The 22,440-nt window shown below is 35.5% G+C and carries 18 protein-coding genes and 1 tRNA gene; 1 reads left to right on the top strand and 18 read right to left on the bottom strand.

The annotated features are described in order from the left end of the window. The 15 genes from HYG86_RS13355 to HYG86_RS13285 form a co-directional block, all read right to left on the bottom strand. Positions 1 to 2,148, bottom strand: a complete 2,148-nt coding sequence (locus tag HYG86_RS13355) for a hypothetical protein (RefSeq protein ID WP_213166103.1) — start codon at positions 2,146 to 2,148, stop codon at positions 1 to 3. A gap of 70 nt (positions 2,149 to 2,218) precedes the next feature. After that, positions 2,219 to 3,244, bottom strand: coding sequence for an ABC transporter ATP-binding protein (locus HYG86_RS13350; protein WP_213166102.1), 1,026 nt, complete (start codon positions 3,242 to 3,244; stop codon positions 2,219 to 2,221). A 13-nt stretch (positions 3,245 to 3,257) separates the two neighbouring features. Further along, positions 3,258 to 4,226 carry an ABC transporter ATP-binding protein gene (locus HYG86_RS13345; RefSeq protein WP_213166101.1) on the bottom strand — a complete coding sequence of 323 codons (969 nt, stop codon included), beginning with the start codon at positions 4,224 to 4,226 and terminating at the stop codon, positions 3,258 to 3,260. Between the two features lie 22 nt (positions 4,227 to 4,248). Further along, positions 4,249 to 5,172, bottom strand: a complete 924-nt coding sequence (locus HYG86_RS13340; protein ID WP_246451784.1) for an ABC transporter permease — start codon at positions 5,170 to 5,172, stop codon at positions 4,249 to 4,251. Positions 5,173 to 5,199: 27 nt separating this feature from the next. Next, positions 5,200 to 6,174 (bottom strand): ABC transporter permease, encoded by a 975-nt coding sequence (locus tag HYG86_RS13335; RefSeq protein WP_213166100.1) that lies wholly within the window; start codon positions 6,172 to 6,174, stop codon positions 5,200 to 5,202. A gap of 591 nt (positions 6,175 to 6,765) precedes the next feature. Beyond that, positions 6,766 to 8,409 (bottom strand): ABC transporter substrate-binding protein, encoded by a 1,644-nt coding sequence (locus tag HYG86_RS13330; RefSeq protein ID WP_213166099.1) that lies wholly within the window; start codon positions 8,407 to 8,409, stop codon positions 6,766 to 6,768. A gap of 368 nt (positions 8,410 to 8,777) precedes the next feature. After that, on the bottom strand, positions 8,778 to 10,427 hold the full coding sequence (locus tag HYG86_RS13325) for an ABC transporter substrate-binding protein (RefSeq protein WP_213166098.1): 1,650 nt from the start codon (positions 10,425 to 10,427) through the stop codon (positions 8,778 to 8,780). A 177-nt stretch (positions 10,428 to 10,604) separates the two neighbouring features. After that, positions 10,605 to 11,156: a lytic transglycosylase domain-containing protein gene (locus HYG86_RS13320; protein ID WP_213166097.1), complete on the bottom strand. Its 552-nt coding sequence runs from the start codon at positions 11,154 to 11,156 to the stop codon at positions 10,605 to 10,607. A 13-nt stretch (positions 11,157 to 11,169) separates the two neighbouring features. After that, complete coding sequence (coaE, locus tag HYG86_RS13315; RefSeq protein ID WP_213166096.1) at positions 11,170 to 11,775, bottom strand: dephospho-CoA kinase; 606 nt, start codon at positions 11,773 to 11,775, stop codon at positions 11,170 to 11,172. A gap of 201 nt (positions 11,776 to 11,976) precedes the next feature. Then, on the bottom strand, positions 11,977 to 12,600 hold the full coding sequence (ytaF, locus tag HYG86_RS13310; RefSeq protein WP_213166095.1) for a sporulation membrane protein YtaF: 624 nt from the start codon (positions 12,598 to 12,600) through the stop codon (positions 11,977 to 11,979). A gap of 77 nt (positions 12,601 to 12,677) precedes the next feature. Beyond that, a complete protein-coding gene (mutM, locus tag HYG86_RS13305) occupies positions 12,678 to 13,496 on the bottom strand; it encodes a DNA-formamidopyrimidine glycosylase (RefSeq protein ID WP_213166094.1) in 819 nt (272 codons plus the stop codon). Positions 13,497 to 13,508: 12 nt separating this feature from the next. Next, positions 13,509 to 16,001 carry a DNA polymerase I gene (gene polA, locus HYG86_RS13300; protein ID WP_213166093.1) on the bottom strand — a complete coding sequence of 831 codons (2,493 nt, stop codon included), beginning with the start codon at positions 15,999 to 16,001 and terminating at the stop codon, positions 13,509 to 13,511. Between the two features lie 101 nt (positions 16,002 to 16,102). After that, entirely contained in the window at positions 16,103 to 16,693 is a 591-nt protein-coding gene (locus HYG86_RS13295) for an anti-sigma factor family protein (protein WP_213166092.1), read from the bottom strand. A gap of 40 nt (positions 16,694 to 16,733) precedes the next feature. Then, positions 16,734 to 17,309: an RNA polymerase sigma factor gene (locus HYG86_RS13290; protein WP_213166091.1), complete on the bottom strand. Its 576-nt coding sequence runs from the start codon at positions 17,307 to 17,309 to the stop codon at positions 16,734 to 16,736. Between the two features lie 12 nt (positions 17,310 to 17,321). Next, a complete protein-coding gene (locus tag HYG86_RS13285; RefSeq protein WP_213166090.1) occupies positions 17,322 to 18,497 on the bottom strand; it encodes a DNA polymerase IV in 1,176 nt (391 codons plus the stop codon). Positions 18,498 to 18,671: 174 nt separating this feature from the next. Here HYG86_RS13285 and HYG86_RS13280 point away from each other — a divergent pair, with 174 nt between their 5' ends. After that, the gene (locus tag HYG86_RS13280; protein WP_213166089.1) at positions 18,672 to 18,839 is read left to right on the top strand and encodes a hypothetical protein; all 168 of its coding nucleotides are present in this window, start codon (positions 18,672 to 18,674) and stop codon (positions 18,837 to 18,839) included. A gap of 115 nt (positions 18,840 to 18,954) precedes the next feature. Here the strand turns inward: HYG86_RS13280 and HYG86_RS13275 are convergent. The 3 genes from HYG86_RS13275 to HYG86_RS13265 form a co-directional block, all read right to left on the bottom strand. Beyond that, positions 18,955 to 19,039 (bottom strand) — tRNA-Leu (locus HYG86_RS13275). Between the two features lie 68 nt (positions 19,040 to 19,107). Further along, a complete protein-coding gene (locus tag HYG86_RS13270; protein WP_213166088.1) occupies positions 19,108 to 20,262 on the bottom strand; it encodes an iron-containing alcohol dehydrogenase family protein in 1,155 nt (384 codons plus the stop codon). Positions 20,263 to 20,373: 111 nt separating this feature from the next. After that, a complete protein-coding gene (locus tag HYG86_RS13265; protein WP_213166087.1) occupies positions 20,374 to 21,975 on the bottom strand; it encodes a hypothetical protein in 1,602 nt (533 codons plus the stop codon). Between the last annotated feature and the right edge of the window lie 465 nt (positions 21,976 to 22,440).

Raw genomic sequence — 22,440 nt, 5'->3', positions numbered from 1 at the left:
CTACAGCTCCTCAAAAAAAGTTATTTGCTCTTGCTCTTTATTATAATCTATTTCCTCTTTTTTTACAAAAATCCTGAATAGGATGTTTATCTGATACTTAAGGCCTCTTCTAAACGTACTAATTACCCCAATATATAGGATCAGCAAGGTTACCACCGCAAAGAATAAATGAAAGTCATTCAAGTTATCCATTGTAAATAGAGTTAGGATTGGGATGGCTACTATTAAAGTTAAGAAAGTGGAAACAGTAATGACAGCTTTCAATATTGCAATCTCTTTTTTGATATGTGTATATTTTAAGGTAGATATCATTCTAACACTTAAAAGGTAAAAAATAAAAATAGATAGTACATAGGTTGAGTTTATTTGAGCTAGAAATTTACTTAAGGAAACAATTAAAATACCTATGACTACAATGATACTATAATCAAGGGCCAGCTTCCAGCTAAGCACATTTGGAAAGTATGCGATTATCATACTATTGATAATTGCGTTTGTGTAAAACTTCGTTAGATAGGCATTGATATAGTTATAAATTTTGACTTCCCTAAATCCATTTTTATCTTGGCTATAAAAATATGTTGTGTAAGGGGTTGAAAGCCCAATGGATTCCCCGTTGTCTAAATCAACCTGTACCCATGCGTGAACTGAGTTTATGGCCACATAGGCATCCATACCTAATCCGTCTAAAATAGAAGCTATGACTATAGCTATACCATCGCAATCTTCTTCTTTATATTTTAGGGTCTCTATGGGTGTCATGTGTAAGTCTATATCTTCCTCACGATATGTGATAATTCTATTTACAAAAGCATCTACTTCTCGGGCTAGTTGAGCCCCTTCTAGGTCCCTTTCCCTAAATTCCTCTATAAGAAGTTGAATTGGTACACTTTCTGGATCAATCAATGGCTTATTTAAAAAATATCTATCTATGGTTATATGATTAGGGAGAGATGCACTATACCAGTATAAAAGAAATAGAGAAATCAAAATAACTTTTTTGCCCCAATCAATTAGATTTCTCCTCCTAAATGTGGCCAGTGCAAATAACCCTCCCAGGGAAAGAAATTGTAGTATAAACTGCCATCTATGAAAAGAATTTACGGCTCTTAGGATATTATAACTAGTAAGCCAGCCAATTGAAATAACCCCTATAATAAGTATATATTTATGGTGTATCTTAGTTTTTTTAGCTGTTAGAAGAAGGGTTAAGTACACTACACCCAATAAAAGGGCATAGATACTTCTAACAGAGTAATTATTATCTACTTCGAAGAGTTCTTCCATTGAGTCAATCAGCTGGTTAACACTCACATGGTCACCTGTGTAATATGCCTTCCATGCATCCTCTAAGGCGTACCCTAGTTGGGAAGTGTTTTGCTCCCAGTATATATCCTCTATGGCAGCCTGAAGTAGCAGTAGTTCACTAAATTGCTTGTTTTTCGTATTACCTCGAAGGTGTGTGTCAAGTATGCTAGTTATGGCACCAGTAAATTCTAAGTCGTATCGGTACATACCAGATAGAAGAATGAGGTTTCCTTCTCCGTGGGAGATCTTTGCCCCTAAGATAGGATTGTGAAACTCTTCACTGTCTTGTAATACATTGTCTACTAAGCTAAATCCCGTATAACTTCCTTTTGCCTTATAAGTTTCAGTATATTTTTCCGATTGTTGTAGTGGGTAAATATTTCTCACAGTTAAATCAAACTCTCTTGAGCCTGTAACTAGTGGGGTGCTAAAGTGATTGTAAAATCTTTTAGGACTATCATAGTCCGGTGTATCAATAAATATTTTAGGTATAAAGCTAAAGCCTAGCTCTTCTACTAGTGACCCATAGTTATTCATTTTTTGAAGATCTTCGTATTCAGTAAGTAATAGTACAGTTCCACCTTGCTCTATAAACTTTTTGATTTCTCTTTTCTCTGTACTTAGGATATCAAAAGTTGGTTTTTCGATGATATATACACTATAATTCTCCAAAACTTTTATGTCTATAGGAAACCAAGGGGGTGTATCAAATTCTTCAAAAATCTCTTCCCATTTTATAGTGTTATAATTTTTGTGGTGGTTATCTATTAAAACTTCTGCTAAAACTGTTTGGGAAAATAATAATACAAGTATAATTATACAAACAATACACTTTTTCACAAACATTCTCCCTTTTCAGTTTATTTTTTGTTTAAAAAAAGGTGGAGCTTTTATAACTCCACCTTTTATATTACTTATTATGAAGATGACATGCAACGAAATGTTGATTACCGATGTCTTTAAATTCTGGGATGTCTTTTTTACAGATATCCATAACGTATCTACAGCGGGTATGGAACCTACATCCAGATGGAGGGTTAACAGGGGACGGAACGTCACCTTGAAGGATAATCTTTTCCCTGCGAACACTGGGGTCTGGGATAGGAACAGCTGATAATAAGGCTTGGGTATACGGATGTTGTGGATTTTGATATAGGTCCTCTTTAGATGCCATCTCAACCATTTTACCAAGGTACATAACAGCTACCCTGTCACTTATATGCCTTACAACACTTAAGTCATGGGCGATAAACAAGTATGTTAAACCTAGATCTTTCTGAAGGTCCTCAAGTAAGTTAATAACCTGTGATTGGATAGAAACATCAAGTGCTGATACTGGCTCATCTAGGATAACAATTTCAGGGTTTAGTGCTAATGCCCTAGCAACACCAATCCTTTGTCTTTGACCACCACTAAACTCATGGGGATAACGACGAATATGGTATGGACTTAGGCCAACTATATCTAGTAGTTCCGCTACCTTAGCATACTTGTTTGCACCCCTAGCGATGTTGTGAATTTCCAGAGGTTCTCCGATTATGTCACCAACAGTCATCCTTGGATTAAGAGAAGAGTATGGATCTTGAAATACGAACTGCATGTTTCTTCTCAATCTACGCATTTGCTCTCTGTCAAATTTCAATATATCTTTACCTTTATATAACACTTGACCTGCAGATGGCTCAATTAGCCTTAATAGAGTTTTACCAGTTGTTGACTTACCACAACCTGACTCACCTACTATACCAAGGGTTTCCCCTTTGTTTACATAGAAGTCGATTCCATCAACTGCTTTTACATTGGCAACGGTTCTAGAAAATACTCCACCTTTAATAGGGAAATATTTTTGTAAGCCTTTTACCTCAAGAATCGGTGTCTCTGGTGATTGCTCTTCGCCAACTTGGGTCTGTAGATCTTTTTCAGCTACTTCAGTCATTTCTCCACCTCCCTTAGTATCTTAAAAAACAAGCAACATTTCTTCCCTTACCTTTATCCTGAAGGGTAGGAATTTCTTCCTTACAACGATCAGTGACATAAGGACAGCGAGGGTGGAAACGACATCCGCTTGGCATATCCAGTGGGTTAGGAACTACACCTTCGATAGGTTTAAGTCTTTCCTTTTCTCCCTCTATTTTAGGAATAGAGTTTAAAAGTCCTTCTGTGTAAGGATGAAGAGGATCTTTAAAAATATCTAATACTGGGCCCTCTTCAACAACTCTACCTGCGTACATTACAATAACTCTATCTGCCATTTCTGCAATAACACCCAAGTCATGGGTAATCATAATAATAGATGTACCAAGTTCTGTTTTAAGCTTTTTCATAAGCTCTAAAATCTGAGCTTGTATAGTAACATCCAGCGCAGTTGTTGGCTCATCAGCAAATAACAGTTTAGGATTACATGAAAGAGCCATAGCAATCATAACCCTTTGTCTCATACCACCACTTAATTGATGAGGATACTCGTTAACTCTTTTATCTGGTAGTGGAATACCTACTAGCTTAAGCATTTCGATTGCATGTTTTGTAGCTTCTTTTGAGTTCTTACCTTGGTGAAGTTTTATTGCCTCAGTTAACTGATCACCAATTGTATATACAGGGTTTAGAGAGGTCATTGGCTCTTGGAAAATCATTGAGATTTCATTTCCTCTAATCTTTCTCATTTCGGCTTCAGACATGGCCAATAAATCTTTACCATCAAAGGTAATCTCTCCATCTTCAATTTTACCTGGTGGGTTGGGAATCAAACGCATTACAGATAGTGATGTAACACTTTTACCACAACCAGATTCACCTACAATACCCAAAGTTTCTCCTGGAGCAACATCAAAGTTAACCCCATCTATAGCTGGAACTACACCGTCTTCGGTATAGAAGTAAGTTTTTAAGTTTTTTACAGTAAGCAACTTTTCTGACATTGTTTCACCCACTTTCCTAAGGTTATTGTTTTAGTCTAGGGTCTAAGGCGTCTCTTAAACCATCACCTAGGAAGTTATATCCTAGTATAGTTACGAATATAAATATTCCTGGGTATGTGCTCATCCATGGTGCACGTGTTAGGTATTGTCTACCATCACTTAATACGTTACCCCAACTTGGATCTGGCGGCCTAACTCCTATACCTAAGAAACTCAACGTAGTTTCTGTCAGTATAGCTCCACCAACACCTAGAGTTATCGAAACAATAAGGGGAGCCATGGCATTTGGTAGGATGTGTTTAAAGATGATTCTTAGGTCATTTGCACCAAGGGATCTTGCTGCATATGTGTAATCTCTTTCCCTTAAACTTAGGAACTCACCCCTAGTTAGACGACAGATACCAGTCCAACCTGTAAGACCAATAATGGCCATTACAAGCATTATTCCACCGCCTTTTACTACAGCTAGAACTGTCAAAATCAAAAATAGCTGCGGGAAAACCATTACAACCTCTGTGAACCTCATCAATATATTATCAACCATACCACCAAAATAGCCGGCAGTGGATCCAATTAGTATACCTATGGTTGCTGAGATACCAACAGCAATAAATCCAACGGCAAGAGAAACCCTTCCTCCATGAAGTACTCTTGCAAAAATGTCTCTACCTAGACGGTCAGTACCCATTGGATGGGAAATACTTGGTGCAGCTAGGTTGTTGTTTAAGTTAGTTTCCGTATATTTATGTGGATAAAGTGGAGCCAAAATTGCTGATGAGAACATTATACTCAAAAGTATCAAACCCAAAACAGCAGTTTTACTTCTTTTAAATCTTCTAACAAATGTTCTAAACATACTACTGTCTTTAGAGTTCTTTTTTGCCTCTTCAAGTAGCTTTTTTCCATCGATTTTTGTTTTCTTAACATTTAATTCGCTGTTTGACATTTTTTCTCCCCCTTTCACTTATTTAACTTAGTCGAATCTTATTCTTGGGTCAACTGCCACATATGCTATATCAGCAAGTAGCATGAATACAAGTGTCAACATTGCAGTTATGGTGTTAAATGCCATAACAACGTTGTAGTCCCTTCCCATAACTGAGTTAAATGATAGGGAGCCTACACCAGGCCAAGAGAAAATTTGTTCAATAACTACAGAACCACCAATTAGACCAGGAATTGACATGGCTAATATGGTTACTAGAGGTATCATAGCGTTTCTAAGAGCATGTTTATATATAACCACTCTCTCAGATAAACCTTTTGCTCTAGCTGTTCTTACATAGTCCTCACGGATTACTTGAAGCATGCTTGTTCTTACGAAACGAGTAAATGATGCCATGGTACTAACACTTAATACAAATACTGGTAGAATCATGTGTTTAGCTCTATCTATAAAGTACCAGTGCCAACCAACAGATTCAACAGTCCAACCGTAGGTCCCTCTACCACTTCCAGGCAATATTTGCAACCTAACCCAGAATAAGTAAAGAAGTAATAATGCAAGCCAGAAGTTTGGCATGGCTACACCGAAGAAAGCAAGGAATGTTGCAAGATAGTCAGCCAAAGAATACTGGCGAATTGCTGAGAAAATTCCTACTGGTATGGATACCGAAAGGGAAATCAACAACGCAAATATGTTTAGTATCATTGTATTAGGTAATCTTTCTAGTATAAGGGCACTTACTGCTTTACCTTGCCTAAAGCTATTACCGAAGTCACCTTTAACCATATCTCCTACCCACTCAAAATAACGGATATGAATTGGTCTGTTAAGTCCAAGGGCTTCCTCCATTCTAGCTATGTCTTCTGGGGTAATGTTTGGGTCACCAGCCAACAAGTCAACTGGACTTCCTGGAGCCAAGTGAACAATCGAAAATGAAACAATGGTAATACCGAAGAATAAAGGTATCATTTGAAGCAGTCTTCTAATAAGATACGTTTTCAATAGCAAAACCTCCTTTTTAATTTTTGCCAACGCCAGGCAATACTGAGTCTTTCCCCCTTATATTTAGAAAGTATCTCAAGTTAGGAAGATTGTCTTCCTAAACTATTAACAAGTGATTATTCATAATACTATTCTATTAAATATAGTAAAATTCCTGCTGCCCCTTTAAGTTTTCTGTAATTCTACGACAATTTTCTACTATATTATTAGTTCAATGTTAACATAATAAAACGAATACAGTAATCTGTCAATAGCGTTTTTTTGCCACTTTAAATCGATAAAGTACCAAAGATTAAATTATAACAGGTACTTATAATTTTTGAACTTGAAATCACATAACACCATAAATACCAGTACTATAGTGTTTTCTTTATTTCTGTGTGCTAAGTATCTGTATTACATCTCTTAATGATACTGTATTAAAGGAAATGATACAACAACTTATTTTTTTTAAAATAAATTTATATATTTTAGTTGTGTTTGTTTGATTAACTAGTCAAAATAAAAAGCCCCCTCTAGAACTTTCTAGAGGGGGAAATTAGGGAGTCATTTCGGCCTTTGCCTGGCTTTGGCTACGCCGAAAATTGTAAACTAGTTAGCTTCTTCTCCACTTTTAAAGTGCCATTTTTCCATGAAGAATAGACCAGTTTGACCTAATTCATATCCTTCGATGTTAGTTCTTATAGCAGCAGTGTTCTTAGGAGCGAATAAGAATACATATGGTAAGTCTTTAGAAAGGATCTTAGCTAATTCAGCATATGCTTCTTTTCTAACTTCGATATCTAGAGACTGTCTACCCTTCATAATCCAGTAGTCAGCTTCTTCGTTAGCGTAGTAGATGCTGTTGTTATTGCTTACAGCAGCAGAGTGGAAAATAGAGTATGCATCTGGGTCAACTGCTAAGTTCCAACCTAAAACAAATGCATGAGCGTCTTTTTCCTTTGTTACATGGTCTAGGAATGCTTGCCACTCCATAGCCTCAAGTTTAACTTCAACACCAATTTTAGTTAGTTCATCTTGCATAATAGTGATAACGTCTACCCTCATTTGGTTAGATGCGTTAGTTGCTAACTCGAAGCTAAGTTTTTGACCGTTCTTATATCTTAATCCATCAGCTCCTACTTCCCAACCAGCTTCGTCTAGAAGTGCAGCAGCAGCATCTAAATCATAATCATACTTAGTTAGACCTTCTTCACTATAAGCCCAAGAACTTCTTGGAACAGAACTGTGTAGTCTATAAGCATTACCTGAGTAAATGTTTTGGATCATGTCTTCAATTGGAGCTGCGTGAGCTATAGCTTGACGCACTCTTAAGTCTTGGAAGAAGTTTTCTTTACCTTCTCCAAAAAGACCCTCTTTTTGGTTCATACCAATATAGGTGTAAGAAAGTGCATCGAACTGTACTAGGTCGTAAGTTCCATCACCGTCTTGGCCTTTCTTTTGTAAATCAACAACTTTATCTGCTTGAATATCGCCATAGTCTAGCTCGTTACCAACTTCTAGAGCCATCATCATAGCTTCTAACCCACCATAGATATTGATTATAAATTCCTCAAAGTATGGAAGGCCATCTTGGTGATAATTCTCGTTTCTTGTGAAAGAAATATACTCACCAGTTTTCCACTCATTCCATTTCCATGGACCTGTACCAACTACGTTGTCATAGTTGTTTGGATGATCCATAAGGTCTGCGATTGCTTGTGGGTTACCATCAGCATCTACAGAGAAGATGTGCTTAGGAATAATAGCAAATCCTAAGTTGTTCATAACTGGGCCAAACTCTTCTTTAAGAGTAAATTTAACTGTGTGCTCATCGATTACGATAACATCCTCAAGTGTCGAGAACATTGAAGCGCGAACGCCTGGGTAATCTGGATGCATCATGGTCTTAAATGTGAACTCTACATCATCAGCAGTGAAAGGCTCACCATCATGCCATTTAACTCCTTGTTTTAGGTAGAAAGTAATTTCTAAGAAATCATCTGAGAAATCCCAGCTATCTGCCAGTAAAGGCTGTCTTTCAAGGTTCTCATCGTATCTCATTAAACCTTCAAACATACGATCAATAAACTGACCTGATGTAGCATCTTGATACAGAATTGGGTTCATAAGTGCTGGATCAGAACCAACTCCCCATCTAAATCTACCACCAATATTGTCGTCAGGTGGTGAACATCCTACTGCTAAACCAACGATTAGAGTTAGTGAAAGCAGTACCAACATAACCTTCTTCATTTAAAAGCCCCCTTTAGTTTTTTTCATTGCCCTTGCGAGGCAAAAATTAGCTTGTGTTAATTCCATTAAGTATTTTTACATATTTATTACCGAAAGGTATATTTTATTACACATATATTACTTCATAGGTCATTTTTGATACTCATTTACTTAATTGTGCTTTTTATATCTCTTTCGTTACATTTATATTACACTAACATTTCATACATTGCAATACTTTTGTAAAAAAATGTTGCAATAATTTTGCAGGCTTCAAATAGTGTTTGAATTGTGATACAGAATCAAGATAAGAGGTAAAATTGGTAATAATCCAAAAAGAGCCTTGTCAACTTATGTTGACAAGGCTCTTTTTGGATTATAGAAAGCTATTAGTTAGCTTCTTCTACGTTTGAGTATCTCCAGTTTTCCATGAAGAACAGACCTGTTTGACCTACAGTATATCCTTCAATACCTGTTCTAATAGCATCTACGCTCTTAGGAGCGAAAAGGAATACGTATGGTAAGTCATGGGAAAGAATTTTAGCTAATTCAGCGTAAGCTTCTTTTCTAACTTCGATATCTAAAGAGTTTCTACCCTTCATAATCCAGTAGTCAGCTTCTTCGTTAGCATAATAGATACTGTTGTTGTTGCTTGTAGCAGCAGAGTGGAAGATAGAGTATGCATCTGGATCAACTGCTAAGTTCCAACCTAAAACAAATGCATGAGCATCTTTTTCCTTTGTAACATGGTCTAGGAATGCTTGCCACTCCATAGCCTCAAGTCTAACCTCAACACCGATTTTAGTTAACTCATCTTGCATAATAGTGATAACGTCTACCCTCATTTGGTTAGATGCGTTAGTTGCTAACTCGAAGCTAAGTTTTTGACCGTTTTTATATCTAAAACCATCAGCGCTTAATTCCCAACCAGCTTCATCTAAAAGTGCTGCTGCTGCTTCTAAATCATAGTCATACTTAGTTAGACCTTCTTCGCTATAAGCCCAAGAACTTCTTGGTACAGAACTGTGTAGTCTATAAGCATTACCTGAGTAAATGTTTTGAATCATGTCTTCAATTGGAGCTGCGTGAGCTATAGCTTGACGCACTCTTAAGTCTTGGAAGAAGTTCTCGTTACCTTCTCCAAAAAGACCTTCTTTTTGGTTCATACCGATATATGAGTATGAAAGACCATCATATGTGATTAGTTCGTATGTTTCATCACCATTTTGACCTTTCTTTTCCATATCAGCAACTTTATCTGCTTGGATTGTACCATAATCTAGCTCATTACCAACTTCAAGAGCCATCATCATAGCTTCTAATCCACCATAAATAGTCATTAGGAATTCTTCAAAGTAAGGAACACCTTCAACGTGGTAGTTTTCGTTTCTAGTGAAAGAAATATACTCACCAGTTTTCCACTCTTTCCATACGAATGGACCTGTACCAACTACGTTGTCATAGTTGTTTGGGTGATCCATTAGGTCAGCAATTGGCCATGGCTCCCCATTTTCTGGGTTTACAGAGTAGATGTGTTTAGGAATAATGTTAAATCCTAAGTTGTTCATAACTGGACCAAATTCTTCTTTTAAGTTAAATTGTACAGTGTGCTCATCTAGTGCCACAATACTTTCAAGTGTTGAGAACATGGATGCACGAACACCTGGATAATCTGGATGCATCATTGTTTCAAAGGTAAACACTACGTCTTCTGAAGTGAATGGTTCACCATCATGCCATAGTACGCCTTCTTTAAGATAGAAAGTTACTGATAAAAAGTCATCAGCAAAGTCCCAGCTATCTGCTAGCAAAGGAACTCTTTCAAGGTTCTCATCGTATCTTATTAAGCCTTCAAACATACGATCGATAAATTCACCTGATGTAGCATCTTGGTAAAGGATTGGGTTCATAAGTGCTGGGTCAGAACCAACTCCCCATCTGAATGTACCACCAACTTGAGTGTCAGGTGGTGAACAACCAACTGCCAATCCAACGATTAGTACTAAACTAATAGCCATTAAGATTGTCTTTTTGAACATTTAATAACCCCCTAATATAGTTTATATTTTATTTGCCTCTAACGGGCAAATTATAAAACAGATCTAACCTTGTACTTGTCCAACGATGGGACTATATATTTTTTTATAGTTACAAGGATGTTACAGTTACATTATATTACGATAATCGAGGAATTACAAGACCTAATTTAAAAAGAATTAATTAACGTAGATATCATGGTATTTCTTCCATACAATGGATACCCTTAAAACATACTCTCTGGTCTCTCCAAAGGGTATGGATTGAGAGTTTGCAATAGTTCCATCCCATACTCCCTCATCTATCCATCTGCGTACATTACCCCGTCCTGCATTATATGCTGCTATTGCCACCACTTCATCGTCAAACTGGTTGATTAGTTGCCTCATATACCAAATGGCAAGGGGTATGTTTACTTCAGGTTTATAAAGATCAAACTCTGTTATTTCTATGTCATTTTGCTCAGCAATCCATAGAGCTGTATCAGGCATCAGTTGCATTAAACCTTTTGCACCCCTTTTGGAAACAGCATCTGTATCAAATCTACTTTCAACCTTCATAAGGGCTAAAATCAAGTAGGGATCTACTTCATACTTATCACTGTTTTCCCATACTACATCTTTATATTCAATGGGGTAGACTTTATTCCATAGTAGTTGATTCTGTAATAAATATGCAATACATAATGTTAGGATTGTAACAATAATGACCAACTTGTAGGATTTTCTCAAGGTAAACACCTCATCAATTTAATTCTTCTACTCTATTGTTCCACAATTTTGTAACCTGTTCTCTTGTATGTCTTCTACCACCGGTGTTGTCTATAACAGCTGTAGCATATTTTAATCTTTCTTCTTGAGAAAGCTGAGCTTTTAAACGATTTTTAGCTTGCTCTTCATTGTATTTATCCCTTTTTATTAACCTACTAATTTGTGTTTTTGTGTCCACATCCACAACCCACACCTCATCCACTAAATTGTGTAAATTGGTTTCAATTAATAGTGGAGCATCTAGGACAACTGCTTTTATATCCCCTTTTTGTTCCATGTATGCTATTTTTCCTTTTATTCTTTCGATTACAAAGGGGTGTACTATGCTGTTTAGTTTATTTAACTTTTGTTTATCACCAAAAACCATATTACCTAGTTTTCTTCTATCGATACTTTGATCATTTTTAAGTATTTCTTTACCGAACTCTTTAATTAATAACTGCCATGGCTCTGCATTAGGCTTTAAGGCGGCCTTTGCTTCTATATCTGCATCGATTATTTTGGCTCCAAGTCCCTTAAGTATTTTGGAAATGGTGCTTTTTCCACTGGCTATGCCTCCAGTTAGACCTATTTTTATCATACGGCTACCTCCCACCTTTATATAGTATTTGCTTAAATATATATTATTCTACATTGTTTACCTTTATCCTTCAAGAGTAATTTCTGTTAAATGGTATAAACACGAAAATACAACCTGTTTGTAAGTAGCTAAGGGGTCCCACCCTAAAGGGAATATTTATAATGTCCGGATATGTAAAAAAGTGAAAGCTGAGCTTTCACTTTATATAAAGTTAAATACACCTATGGAGAAAAATATCAACCCCGGCATCAAAAGTATAACTCCTTGGTAGGGTATTTTGTTAAGTTTTTTACCCATTGTCATTCCAGTGCTTAACAAGAAAAACTTAAATATGCCTACAAAAATTGATGTCATCAATGGATTAGAGCCAGATAGTGCTGCTCCAAACCCTGCACCGAATGCATCCATGGCCAGGGCAAAGCCAACAAAGAAAACTTCCATACCTGATATATTTCCTGATTTGTCAAAATCAGCTATACTAGGCTGTTTTAACAGAATAAAAACCTTCTGAAAAAAACTTTTAGTATAAAAATCATTGGGTATCTCACCTTTATCTAGTATAAACTTCAACTCTTGCGTAAATATATATATTCCCATAACACACAAAAGTAGAGCCCCAAGGTTTTTAGAAAAACCTGGGTTTAACACTGTTCCTAGAAAAGCTCCTGCTAGTAAGGAAAGGTAAATTGCAAAAGCAGAAGCTAGGGATATCAATATTCTTGAAATAGTGTTAATTCGTATTCCATTTAGTCCATATGCGAACCCTGCTCCAAAACCATCCAAAGATACTGCTATAGATAAAAACACTATTGCCCATATTTCCATAATATCACCACCTTGATTAGTTGAATCAAATGACATGGTCTAATTCATATTATGGAATTGGGCATTTTTAGTGATAATTATTTCTGACAATCTAGGCAAAAAACAGTGGTTCTTCCCCCAATTTTATCAGATGACAGTTTTTTACCGCATTTAAAACAGTCTTCCTTGCCTCTTCCGTAAACCTTTAAAAAGTTTTGGTTTTCGCCTTTGCCACCATAGGAATCTTTGTAGTCACTAAAAGTAGTTCCCCTATTTTCGATTGCCTTACTTAATACTTCCTTTATTGCATCTACTAATAGAGTTATCTCCATATCATCTAGTGTATTTACAGGTCTCTTAGGATTTATATTAGCTAAGAATAGGCACTCGTCGGCATATATGTTGCCCAGTCCTGCTATAACTGTCTGATCTAAAATAAAGTTCTTTACTGGCCTAGTTCCCTTTATCTTTTCTTTTAAATAACAGTCACTAAACTCATTGCTTAAAGGTTCTACACCCAAGGTATGATATCCCTTTTCAAGTAGTAGCTCATCTTGATGTAATAAGGATATGGTTCCAAATTTACGAATATCGTTAAAATATAACAACCCATTGTCTAGCTTAAACATCGCCCGAAGATGTGTAAAGTCCATTTCTTTATTACTATAAATCAATTGTCCTGTCATTCTTAGATGAATAATGAGATGCATTTTATTATCTAATATTATATCGATGTACTTACCTTTTCTAGTTACCTCATTTATAGTAGTTTTTTTAATGGTCGCAACAAATCCTTCAATATCTTTAGGATTTGTAATGGTTCTTTTATTAAATACCTGAACATCATGTATTAATTTTCCTTCAAGGTTAGGCTTCAACCCTGTAACAATGGTTTCCACTTCTGGTAGTTCTGGCATTTTTCCTTCCTCCTATTTTAGTTCCATCCAGTTATTTCCCCATTTATAATCCACTGTTAGTGGCACATCTAGCTTAACGGTATTTTCCATTATATTTATCAACTGTGAAATATTTTCTTGTACTTTATCTTCATCTATTAAAAAAACAAGTTCATCATGTACTTGAAGTAACAATTTTGCTTCACTACTACCACAGCGAAAGTCTACCATAGCTTTTTTTATAATATCTGCCGCCGTTCCCTGAATTGGAGTATTCACTGCAGTTCTTTCTGCAAAGGATCTCCTATTGAAGTTAGAGCTATTTATCTCTGGTATGAATCGGCGACGGTTAAACATGGTTTCCACATAGCCTTTTTCCTTACATACGGCAATTGTTTTATCAATAAATGTTTTTACACCTTCATATTTTTCAAAGTACTTATCAATATATTCCTTTGCCTCTTTCCTAGGAATTGCTAAACTCTGTGATAGACCAAAGTCGCTCATTCCGTATACTATTCCAAAGTTTACAGCCTTAGCATGTCTTCTTTGTTGTTCTGTAACAGAGTCTAGCTCTACTCCAAATACCTCAGCAGCTGTCCTTTGATGAATATCTTGACCTTTTATAAATCCGTCAACTAAGTTTTTGTCTTGGGACATGTGAGCAAGTATCCTCAGTTCTATTTGTGAATAGTCCAAAGAGACCAATACTTTGCCTTCTGGAGCAATAAAAGCTTTACGAATTTTTTTACCTTCTTCAAGTCGTATTGGTATATTTTGTAGGTTGGGTTCTGTACTAGATAATCTCCCTGTAGCTGTTATGGTCTGATTAAATGTAGTGTGTATTTTATCATCTTGTTTTATTAAAGATTTTAGTCCTTGGGCATATGTGGATCTAAGCTTAGCCAATGTTCTATAGGACAATAAATGATCTATTATGGGGTGTTCTCCCTGTAGCTTTTCAAGTACAGATACATCCGTAGAGTAGCCAGTCTTAGTTTTTTTAAGAACTGGTAGGTTCAGTTCTTCAAAAAGTACAACACCTAATTGTTTAGGAGAGTTTATATTAAATTTGTCCTTTGAATAGCCCCATATGTTTACTTCTAATTCCTCAAGCCTTTTTAGCAAATCACAGCTTAATTCCTCTAAATATCCCTTATCCACAGAAACTCCTTCCCTTTCCATGTCACATAACACTTCACTCAATGGCATTTCAATGTTATACAGCAGCATATTTGCCCCAGTATTATCGATTTGCTCTGACATGGGAGAGTAAAGTTTATATAAATAATAGACTTTTTCCACAGGATCATCTTCATCGCTGGGAAGATTAACTGTTAGGTAGTGTTGAACTAGGTCTTCTATGCTATAAGTATTTTTATCGGCTTGTAAAAGATATGCTGCTAAAAATACATCAAATACTACTGATTGCACAGCTATATCCCTATCTTTTGCATAGTGTAATAGTGCCTTATAATCAAAACATATTTTCTTCAATCTTTTATCTTCTAGTATTGATTTAATCTCCTCAATATCCTCTGTATAGTATACTTTTTCCTCACATGTGGCTAAGTATAACTTATCACTGTGTAGTAATATAGATATTTCTCCCTCTTGTGTGGTTTTATATTTTTCGCAGGATAGCTCTATTTTCTCCCTAACTTCTTCATCTATATCTAACTTTGGTATAAGTGTATTAAATTCAAGTCGTCTAAAAAAAGCCACCAAGTCAGGACTAAACTTTCTTTGAACTAGGTCATCGAAGTTTATTTCCACTGGTACAGCAGTATTTATTGTAGCCAATTCCCTACTCATAAATGCTACTTCTTTGTTATCAGCAAGGTTTTCCTTTAATTTAGGCCCCCCAGCTTTATCAATATTCTCATACACACCCTCTAAATTAGAATAGTTTTTTATTAGCTTTAAAGCTGTTTTTTCCCCAACACCTTTTACCCCTGGAATATTATCAGAGCTATCACCCATAAGCGCTTTAACCTGAATGAGTTGTAATGGGTCTAGTCCAAATTCTTCTTGTATTTTAATTGTGTCATACTTAATAGTTTGGCTTATGCCTTTTTTAGTCAGTAACACATGAATTTTCTCATCAATTAGCTGGAGCACATCTTTATCACCACTTACAATGGTTGTGGTAATATTTTCTTTTTGCCCTAATTTAGCAAAGGTACCTATTATATCGTCAGCCTCGTAGTTTTCAAGCTGGAAGTATGTAATATTCATCAGCTCGAGCATTTCTCTAAGTAGGGCAAATTGACCTGATAGCTCTGTTGGCATCTTTGGCCTATGGCCTTTATATTCTTTATAAGTATCATGTCTAAAGGTTTTTTTCCCTTTATCTAGTGCCACTGCTATAAAATCAGGTTTTTCTTCTTCAAGTACCTTAAATAGCATTGTTGTAAAACCATAGACACCATTTGTATACTCGCCATTGACAGTTTGTAACAATGGTAGAGCAAAAAATGCCCGGTATATTAAACTATTTCCGTCTATTATAATTGCCTTTTTCATTAATAAACTCCACTCCTTTGATTCTATTATAATTATAGTATTCACCAAATGAAAGCTAAAACCTTCCTAAAAGAAAAAAAGCGGCTTATCTAAGCCACTTTTTAGTTTTTTCTTTTTTTGTACACATCCCGTACTAAAGGTGCAAACAATAATAAACAAGCAAAAATTAAAACTAAATTTGATGTTTCACTTATATGGTCGGCATTGGTGTTCAATACATCCATACCCGTAATTGTTCCTTCATCTTCAGGACTGTCTTCGCCATTTAAAACTATGTCCCTTTCTAAGTCCTCCTTATTAAGTTGCTCTTCCCCTTGGACTATGAATTTTTGTGTATCGTTTTTAGATCCATCTGTAATGGGATATAGGCTAAAAACATCAGTTAACATGAACAACAATAAAAAGGAAGCGGCTACTGCACAAATCTTAGATAGTAAACTTATTCTATGCTGTTTTTTATTTATAAGCAAGCCCTGATCATATGCTGCTTTAATTACGTTATCTTTTAGGTTAACAGGGGGGTCTATTTTATTTAACGAATGCAAAGCAGTTTCTATGTCTTGTAGTTCCTTAAGTTCTTCCCTACATTTCTGGCACGAAGATATATGCTTATCAAAATATGCCTTCTCTTCATGTGATAAACCATCTTCTAAAGCTTTGTCTATTAGTCTTTCAAAATCTGAACAATTCATTGTTCCCCACCACCTTTACTTATTAGACGCTATTTTTAGTCTAGGGTTCCTGCTCTTGCAAAAGTTTAGCAAGTTTTTTTCTACCTCTATTTAGGCGAGATTTTATGGTCCCTTCAGGTATTTTTAGAATCTGTTCTATTTCATCATATGATAATTCATTAATATATCTTAATATAATTATTTCTCGTTGATCACTGTCTAACATTGCAATACATTTGTGAAGAAGCTGCTTTTGTTCAGTTTCTTCTACCACTTCTAAGGGTTTTTTTTCTGGGTCTTCAATGTCCATATAAAGCACTCCATCAGAGTTTTCAACGGGTTTATCTATGGATACATTTTGGATTTTCCTATGTTTTGAAATATAGTCTTTACAATAGTTTACTGTTATACGATACACCCATGTTGAAAGTTTGCTGTTCCCTTTAAAAGTCTCTATTTTCCGTAAAATTCTTAATAGAACCTCCTGGGTTATATCCAAAGCATCTTCTTGATTTGATGTATACTTGAGAGCTAGATTGTAAATATCCTTTTGATAGTTTTCCACAAATTTTTCAAAGGCCCATCCTTCTTTAGCTATCATTCCTGCTATTATTTTCTTCTCGAATAAGGGATCCATTTTTTCCCCCCCTTAATAATTCTTTTTAGATGAAGCCCTATATAATGCTTTATCCCCAAATTTCTCCAAGATATTATCTATAGACCCTTGCAATTTCTTCTCTTTTTCCTTAGATGATGTGTCTTCGAATAATGACATTTGCTCTCCAGAACCATCAAGGGATAGATTTGATACTCCCACACCTAATAGACGGACTCTTCTTTTTTTTGTTCCCCCTTTAAGTAATGGTAATGCAATATTAAAAATTTCCGATGGTAGATTCACTGGTACATCTAGTGTTGTCTGAGAGGTAGATGTGGTAAAGTCACTGAATTTTAATTTAAGGGTAATTGTTTTTCCCTTTATATTTTGATTCCTCATTCTCCTACTTACTTTGTCTGTCAAAAACACTAAGTAATGCTTTAGTATATCAATATCCTCTATATCTTCCATAAAAGTTTGTTCATTACTGATTGATTTTATTACTGTCTCTGTCTCAACTACCCTGTCATCTATGCCCCTAGATAAATTCCAAAGCTTAGGAGCATTTATACCAAATAGTGGTGTTAGTTGCTCCACAGATAATCTCTTTAAATTTCCTATGGTCTTAACACCTATATCATATAGTTTTTTTTGTTGTTTAGGACCTATTCCCCAAATTTTGCTCACTGGCAGAGGGTCTAGTGTTTTTTCTATTTCGTTAGGGTTTATAAATGTTATTCCATTTGGTTTATTTAAATCAGATGCAAGCTTTGCTAAAAACTTATTTTGAGCTATGCCGATAGAGCATGTCAACGATGTGACTTCAAAGATTTTTCGTTGTATACCCTCTGCAATATTAGAAGGACTACCGAATAGCTTTTCACACCCCGAAACATCCAAAAATGCCTCATCAATTGAAATAGGTTCAACTAGCGGAGTATACTGGGAAAAAACCTTAATAATCTCGCGGCTAACTTCAGTATATTTATCTTGTTGAGGTAAGACAAACACACCACCAGGGCATCTTTTTAAAGCTTCATATGTAGACATAGCTGACCTAACACCATATTTTCTTGCTTCATAACAGCATGTAGAAACAACACCCCTCGGATACTTATGGGGGTGCCCACCAACTATTACTGGTTTATCTTTTAACGTAGGATTATCTCTTTTTTCAACAGCTGCAAAAAAAGCATCCATATCTACATGTAAAATCCATTTTTCCATAGTCCAACCTCTTTTAATGTTTCTCAACCTATTTTATCAATAATCTTTATAAAAAGAAAATATTTTTTTGTTTTATTTTCTTTATATTCAGTATATAATTTATTAAATAGCCTATCCTAACGTTAAGTCGTATTTACACTTGTTTCAAAAAAAATCTACTATGGGGGTTTGCGTATGGATGTTAAAGAAAATCAAGTTGCTCCATCTTGTCCTAAGTGTAATAGCATGAGTGTAGAAAAGGTAGATAATGACAACGAAGGTGTACAAGGTTTTTTCGGTTTTTATGGTAGGGGACACCTAGATAAAGATTTTATATGCAAAGATTGTGAGTATACCTGGTAAACGCGTCTACAGACGCGTTTTTTTTACCCTTAAAACCTATTAGTCAGTTGTAGAGAGAGAAATAGTTATTAACAAAAAAAAGCGTCCAGAGACGCTTTTAGGTGTATTTTTTAGTTGGTGCCGAAGACCGGACTTGAACCGGTACGATTTGTGGTCGCTTGATTTTGAGTCAAGTGCGTCTGCCATTCCGCCACTCCGGCACATTTGACAAAAATAATTTTAACATAATGTAGTAGTCTTTGTCAATATCCAATAGTTACATATACTTCTAGTAAAGTCCCTTTAGTATGGACAATATCTCCTGACTATCTGGTATTACAGGGCAGCTTAATAGACCATCATCTTCTGCTATTTTCTCTGCCAAATCAGGAAGGTCTTTTTTCTGTATTCCTAATTCTGATAATGTTCTTGGACATCTGAGTTTATCAAGGAGTTCTTTCATTTTATGAAGGCCTTCTTTTGCCAAGAGTTCCTTTGACATGGTATCTGCTTCGGGATCTGTGATAACTCTTTTAGCTATTTTTGCAAACTTTTCTAGTTTTGAGTACAGATTTAGTTCTAGATATTCCGACATGACTACACCACATATTTCCCCGAAATCTACAGGGTATTTTCCACAAATTGTATTGGCAGTGGCTGCAATAATTCCCAGCATGGCGTTATTAACTCCGTATGAAGCTAGTACCCCTGACAGCTGTATCTTTTCTAAGCCTTTGGTGTTGTTTTCATCCCATAAGAACAAGTTAATGCCATCCATAAGAAGTTCTAATGCCCCTAGGGTTATTGCATCAGTAAAGGGTGTTGACAGAGTTGAAATATACCCTTCTAGGATTGTAGATAGGGTAGTATTTACGGCAGATACTTTTTTGCTATAAGGTAGTGTCATAGCTAGTCTACTATCCACTATGGCTACGTCGGGAAAGAGTCCTTCCCCTGTAAGAATTCTTGTGGTCTCCTTACCGGGGTCTCGTATAAAGGCAAAGGGTGTATTACAAAAAGTTGACGTAAGAGTTGTAATGATGGCTACCATATTTAGTTTTTCCTTATCTTTAATGGTATAAGCGCCCCAGTCCCATTCATCTTTATTTTTAGCTTTTAAAGATGCAACCTTCCCAGTATCTATAACAGCTCCGCCTCCAATGGCAATGATGGTATCTACATTTTCTTCTATGGCCAGGGACGTAACCTCAGATACAATATTTACATCTGTATTTCCAGATATCTTATCGTAGGATATATACTCATAGTGATTGTCAACATAAACCATTACATTCTTAAAAAGTTGGTGTTGTATTATACTTTTATCTGTTATAACTAAAATTTTCTTCGCTTTTAGGCTCTTCAAAGCCTTCGGGAGACTGTTGATGGATTCTTCCCCATACTGTATAGTAGTAGGATTTTTAATTTTTGAGATATTAGCCATTTCAATCACTTCCTATCTCTTAATATTATATACTTATTATTCTCTAAAGAGGGGAAAAATTCCTTCTTAAATAAAAAAGAGAGCATTTTTGCTCCCTCTTTCTTTATGACTTTATACAAAACTAATTATACTTATATGCATGAACATCATAATGTATATCATTGTATATCCAAGTATAGCTAAAGGTAAAGATACATCTTCATAACGCAATTTTGATAGGGAAATTGGTACAATAATTAAAGCTATGGCGGCAATAGATGCATAAACTTGAAAAGGTGTAAACATCTGGTGATTATAACCAACTAAAAAAGAGTCCATGGTATAGGTCATTGCTAAGCAAGCAACTATACTTTGCAATAAATTCGATTTCCAATTCTCTGAGGCTCCAGACAAAACCTTAAACTTCCTTAATAGGGCAAAAACTGCCCAAATGCCAGCGGCAAAGATGGTCCCATAAAAGGAAAATAGAGCTGCCATCATAAGGTTAGATGTTAAGTTATATATGAGTGATGCTAGAACGTTTTCCTCATCTACTCCAAGTTCTCTCCAAACAGTAGGTGTACCCTCAAATTTATTATTAATAACAAGCAAACTCTTATTTCTAACCATTCCCTCATCATAAAATATAAATTCATATCCATCATAAGAAACTAGTATGGGGTTTGAATATGTTTTTGAGCTATATGTCAAACGCGTCTGTTCTTGCAACTGTGTTTTATTGTTGTACTTGTAGTAAAAAAGCTCTGTGTTGTTTCCCACAAATCTAGTGGTAACTAGTTTTAAGATATCTGAGTCATCACCTTCAATACTAAATCCAGTGTTAGAAGGTATAGATATAGTTTGCTCACTATCATCCCCTATGCCCACAATTGAAATATTAAAGAATTTTTGACCAGAAAGCGTACTTGCCGAAACATATTCATAAAAGATCTGAAGTTCATCATTAATTAAAGTAAGCCTTGGCTTACCAGAGCTCTCACCAGTAAATTGTACAATATGTTCAGTTTGAGTTATCTGTGTTCCATCAAATATAGATAAAAATACATTTACAAGACCTGCTAAACCCCTTTGGGAACCATCTCCAACCCATGAAATATAAAGCAAGCCATCATGCATTTTTATATCTTCCACACGATTTAGCACATCGTTACCCAAAAACACATTTTCATCCCTAGTAAAGTTTCCATTTGAATCTACACTACCGTGCAATATATTTGTACTTCCTTCAAAAACTTGGCTCCAAAAGAAGTGCCAACTATCACCTATTCTTGTAACAAAGGGTGTGTATATATTCCTATGACCTCTATAAATATGCTTTGTTTCACCTTTTTCCGATATGATATCATATACAAACTGGTTTAGGTTATTGTCAAGATCAACCCATATTACAGAAATATACTCATCATCAATGTATAGCTTTACATCCTGTATTCCCCTACTTGTGCTAAAAAGGTCTATTTCTCCCACTACTTTAGCGTCAACTAGAGAATAGGATTTTAGTTGGAATACCAGTTCATCATCTTTATCTTTAGTAGACAAAAAATGCATAGTATCATCAATTTGTACCCATTGTACTTGCCCTAAGGTCCTAGAGTATGAACCAATTTGTTCAACATCAGACCAGCCTTCAGGCCAGAAAGCACTTGTTGTAGCAAAGCTAATACTAGAAAAAACCAAAATTAAAATCAGAGCCAGGCCAATAATTTTTTTCATAGCAACCCCCTTGTATATCTTTTTTATGTTATGATTATTTTATCTTACTTTATTGTTTTTGTTAATAGCATTGCAATAAATATTTCGTTTTACGAAGAAAGGACTCATTTAAAGAGCCCTCAAGTTTGTTAAAATATATTTATGATCTTTACTAGGTTTATATAAAGATAAAATATCCTCTACCATGATGAGGGACAGTGGTTTGTTTTGACTCCTTATGATACTGATTTATTTATATTTATCCATTTTATCTTAATGGTATCAGCACTACACTGCCCCTAACCAAAGGCCAATACTAGTATACAACTCCCTATTTTATTATCATATAATTTCATTGCCTAGACTTTAAGAAAGTATTACGATTTTATTAAATAAATTAGTTGACCTAGAAAAACTACTTCCTCTTACGTGTATGAGAACATCATATAGCCCCATAGGAAATTTAAAAAGAGAAGATAAGCTTTA

Source organism: Alkalicella caledoniensis, assembly GCF_014467015.1.
Lineage (GTDB): Bacteria > Bacillota > Proteinivoracia > Proteinivoracales > Proteinivoracaceae > Alkalicella > Alkalicella caledoniensis.
The sequence above is the reverse complement of the archived record's forward strand: the minus strand, read 5'-3'. Positions and strand labels throughout refer to the sequence as shown.

Coding starts and splice junctions, on each gene's coding strand:
- HYG86_RS13350 (WP_213166102.1), bottom strand. CDS start 3,244: ATGACTGAAGTAGCTGAAAAAGATCTACAGACCCAAGTTGGCGAAGAG.
- HYG86_RS13345 (WP_213166101.1), bottom strand. CDS start 4,226: ATGTCAGAAAAGTTGCTTACTGTAAAAAACTTAAAAACTTACTTCTAT.
- HYG86_RS13340 (WP_246451784.1), bottom strand. CDS start 5,172: ATGTCAAACAGCGAATTAAATGTTAAGAAAACAAAAATCGATGGAAAA.
- HYG86_RS13330 (WP_213166099.1), bottom strand. CDS start 8,409: ATGAAGAAGGTTATGTTGGTACTGCTTTCACTAACTCTAATCGTTGGT.
- HYG86_RS13325 (WP_213166098.1), bottom strand. CDS start 10,427: ATGTTCAAAAAGACAATCTTAATGGCTATTAGTTTAGTACTAATCGTT.
- coaE (WP_213166096.1), bottom strand. CDS start 11,775: ATGATAAAAATAGGTCTAACTGGAGGCATAGCCAGTGGAAAAAGCACC.
- ytaF (WP_213166095.1), bottom strand. CDS start 12,600: ATGGAAATATGGGCAATAGTGTTTTTATCTATAGCAGTATCTTTGGAT.
- mutM (WP_213166094.1), bottom strand. CDS start 13,496: ATGCCAGAACTACCAGAAGTGGAAACCATTGTTACAGGGTTGAAGCCT.
- polA (WP_213166093.1), bottom strand. CDS start 16,001: ATGAAAAAGGCAATTATAATAGACGGAAATAGTTTAATATACCGGGCA.
- HYG86_RS13295 (WP_213166092.1), bottom strand. CDS start 16,693: ATGAATTGTTCAGATTTTGAAAGACTAATAGACAAAGCTTTAGAAGAT.
- HYG86_RS13290 (WP_213166091.1), bottom strand. CDS start 17,309: ATGGATCCCTTATTCGAGAAGAAAATAATAGCAGGAATGATAGCTAAA.
- HYG86_RS13285 (WP_213166090.1), bottom strand. CDS start 18,497: ATGGAAAAATGGATTTTACATGTAGATATGGATGCTTTTTTTGCAGCT.
- HYG86_RS13280 (WP_213166089.1), top strand. CDS start 18,672: ATGGATGTTAAAGAAAATCAAGTTGCTCCATCTTGTCCTAAGTGTAAT.
- HYG86_RS13270 (WP_213166088.1), bottom strand. CDS start 20,262: ATGGCTAATATCTCAAAAATTAAAAATCCTACTACTATACAGTATGGG.
- HYG86_RS13265 (WP_213166087.1), bottom strand. CDS start 21,975: ATGAAAAAAATTATTGGCCTGGCTCTGATTTTAATTTTGGTTTTTTCT.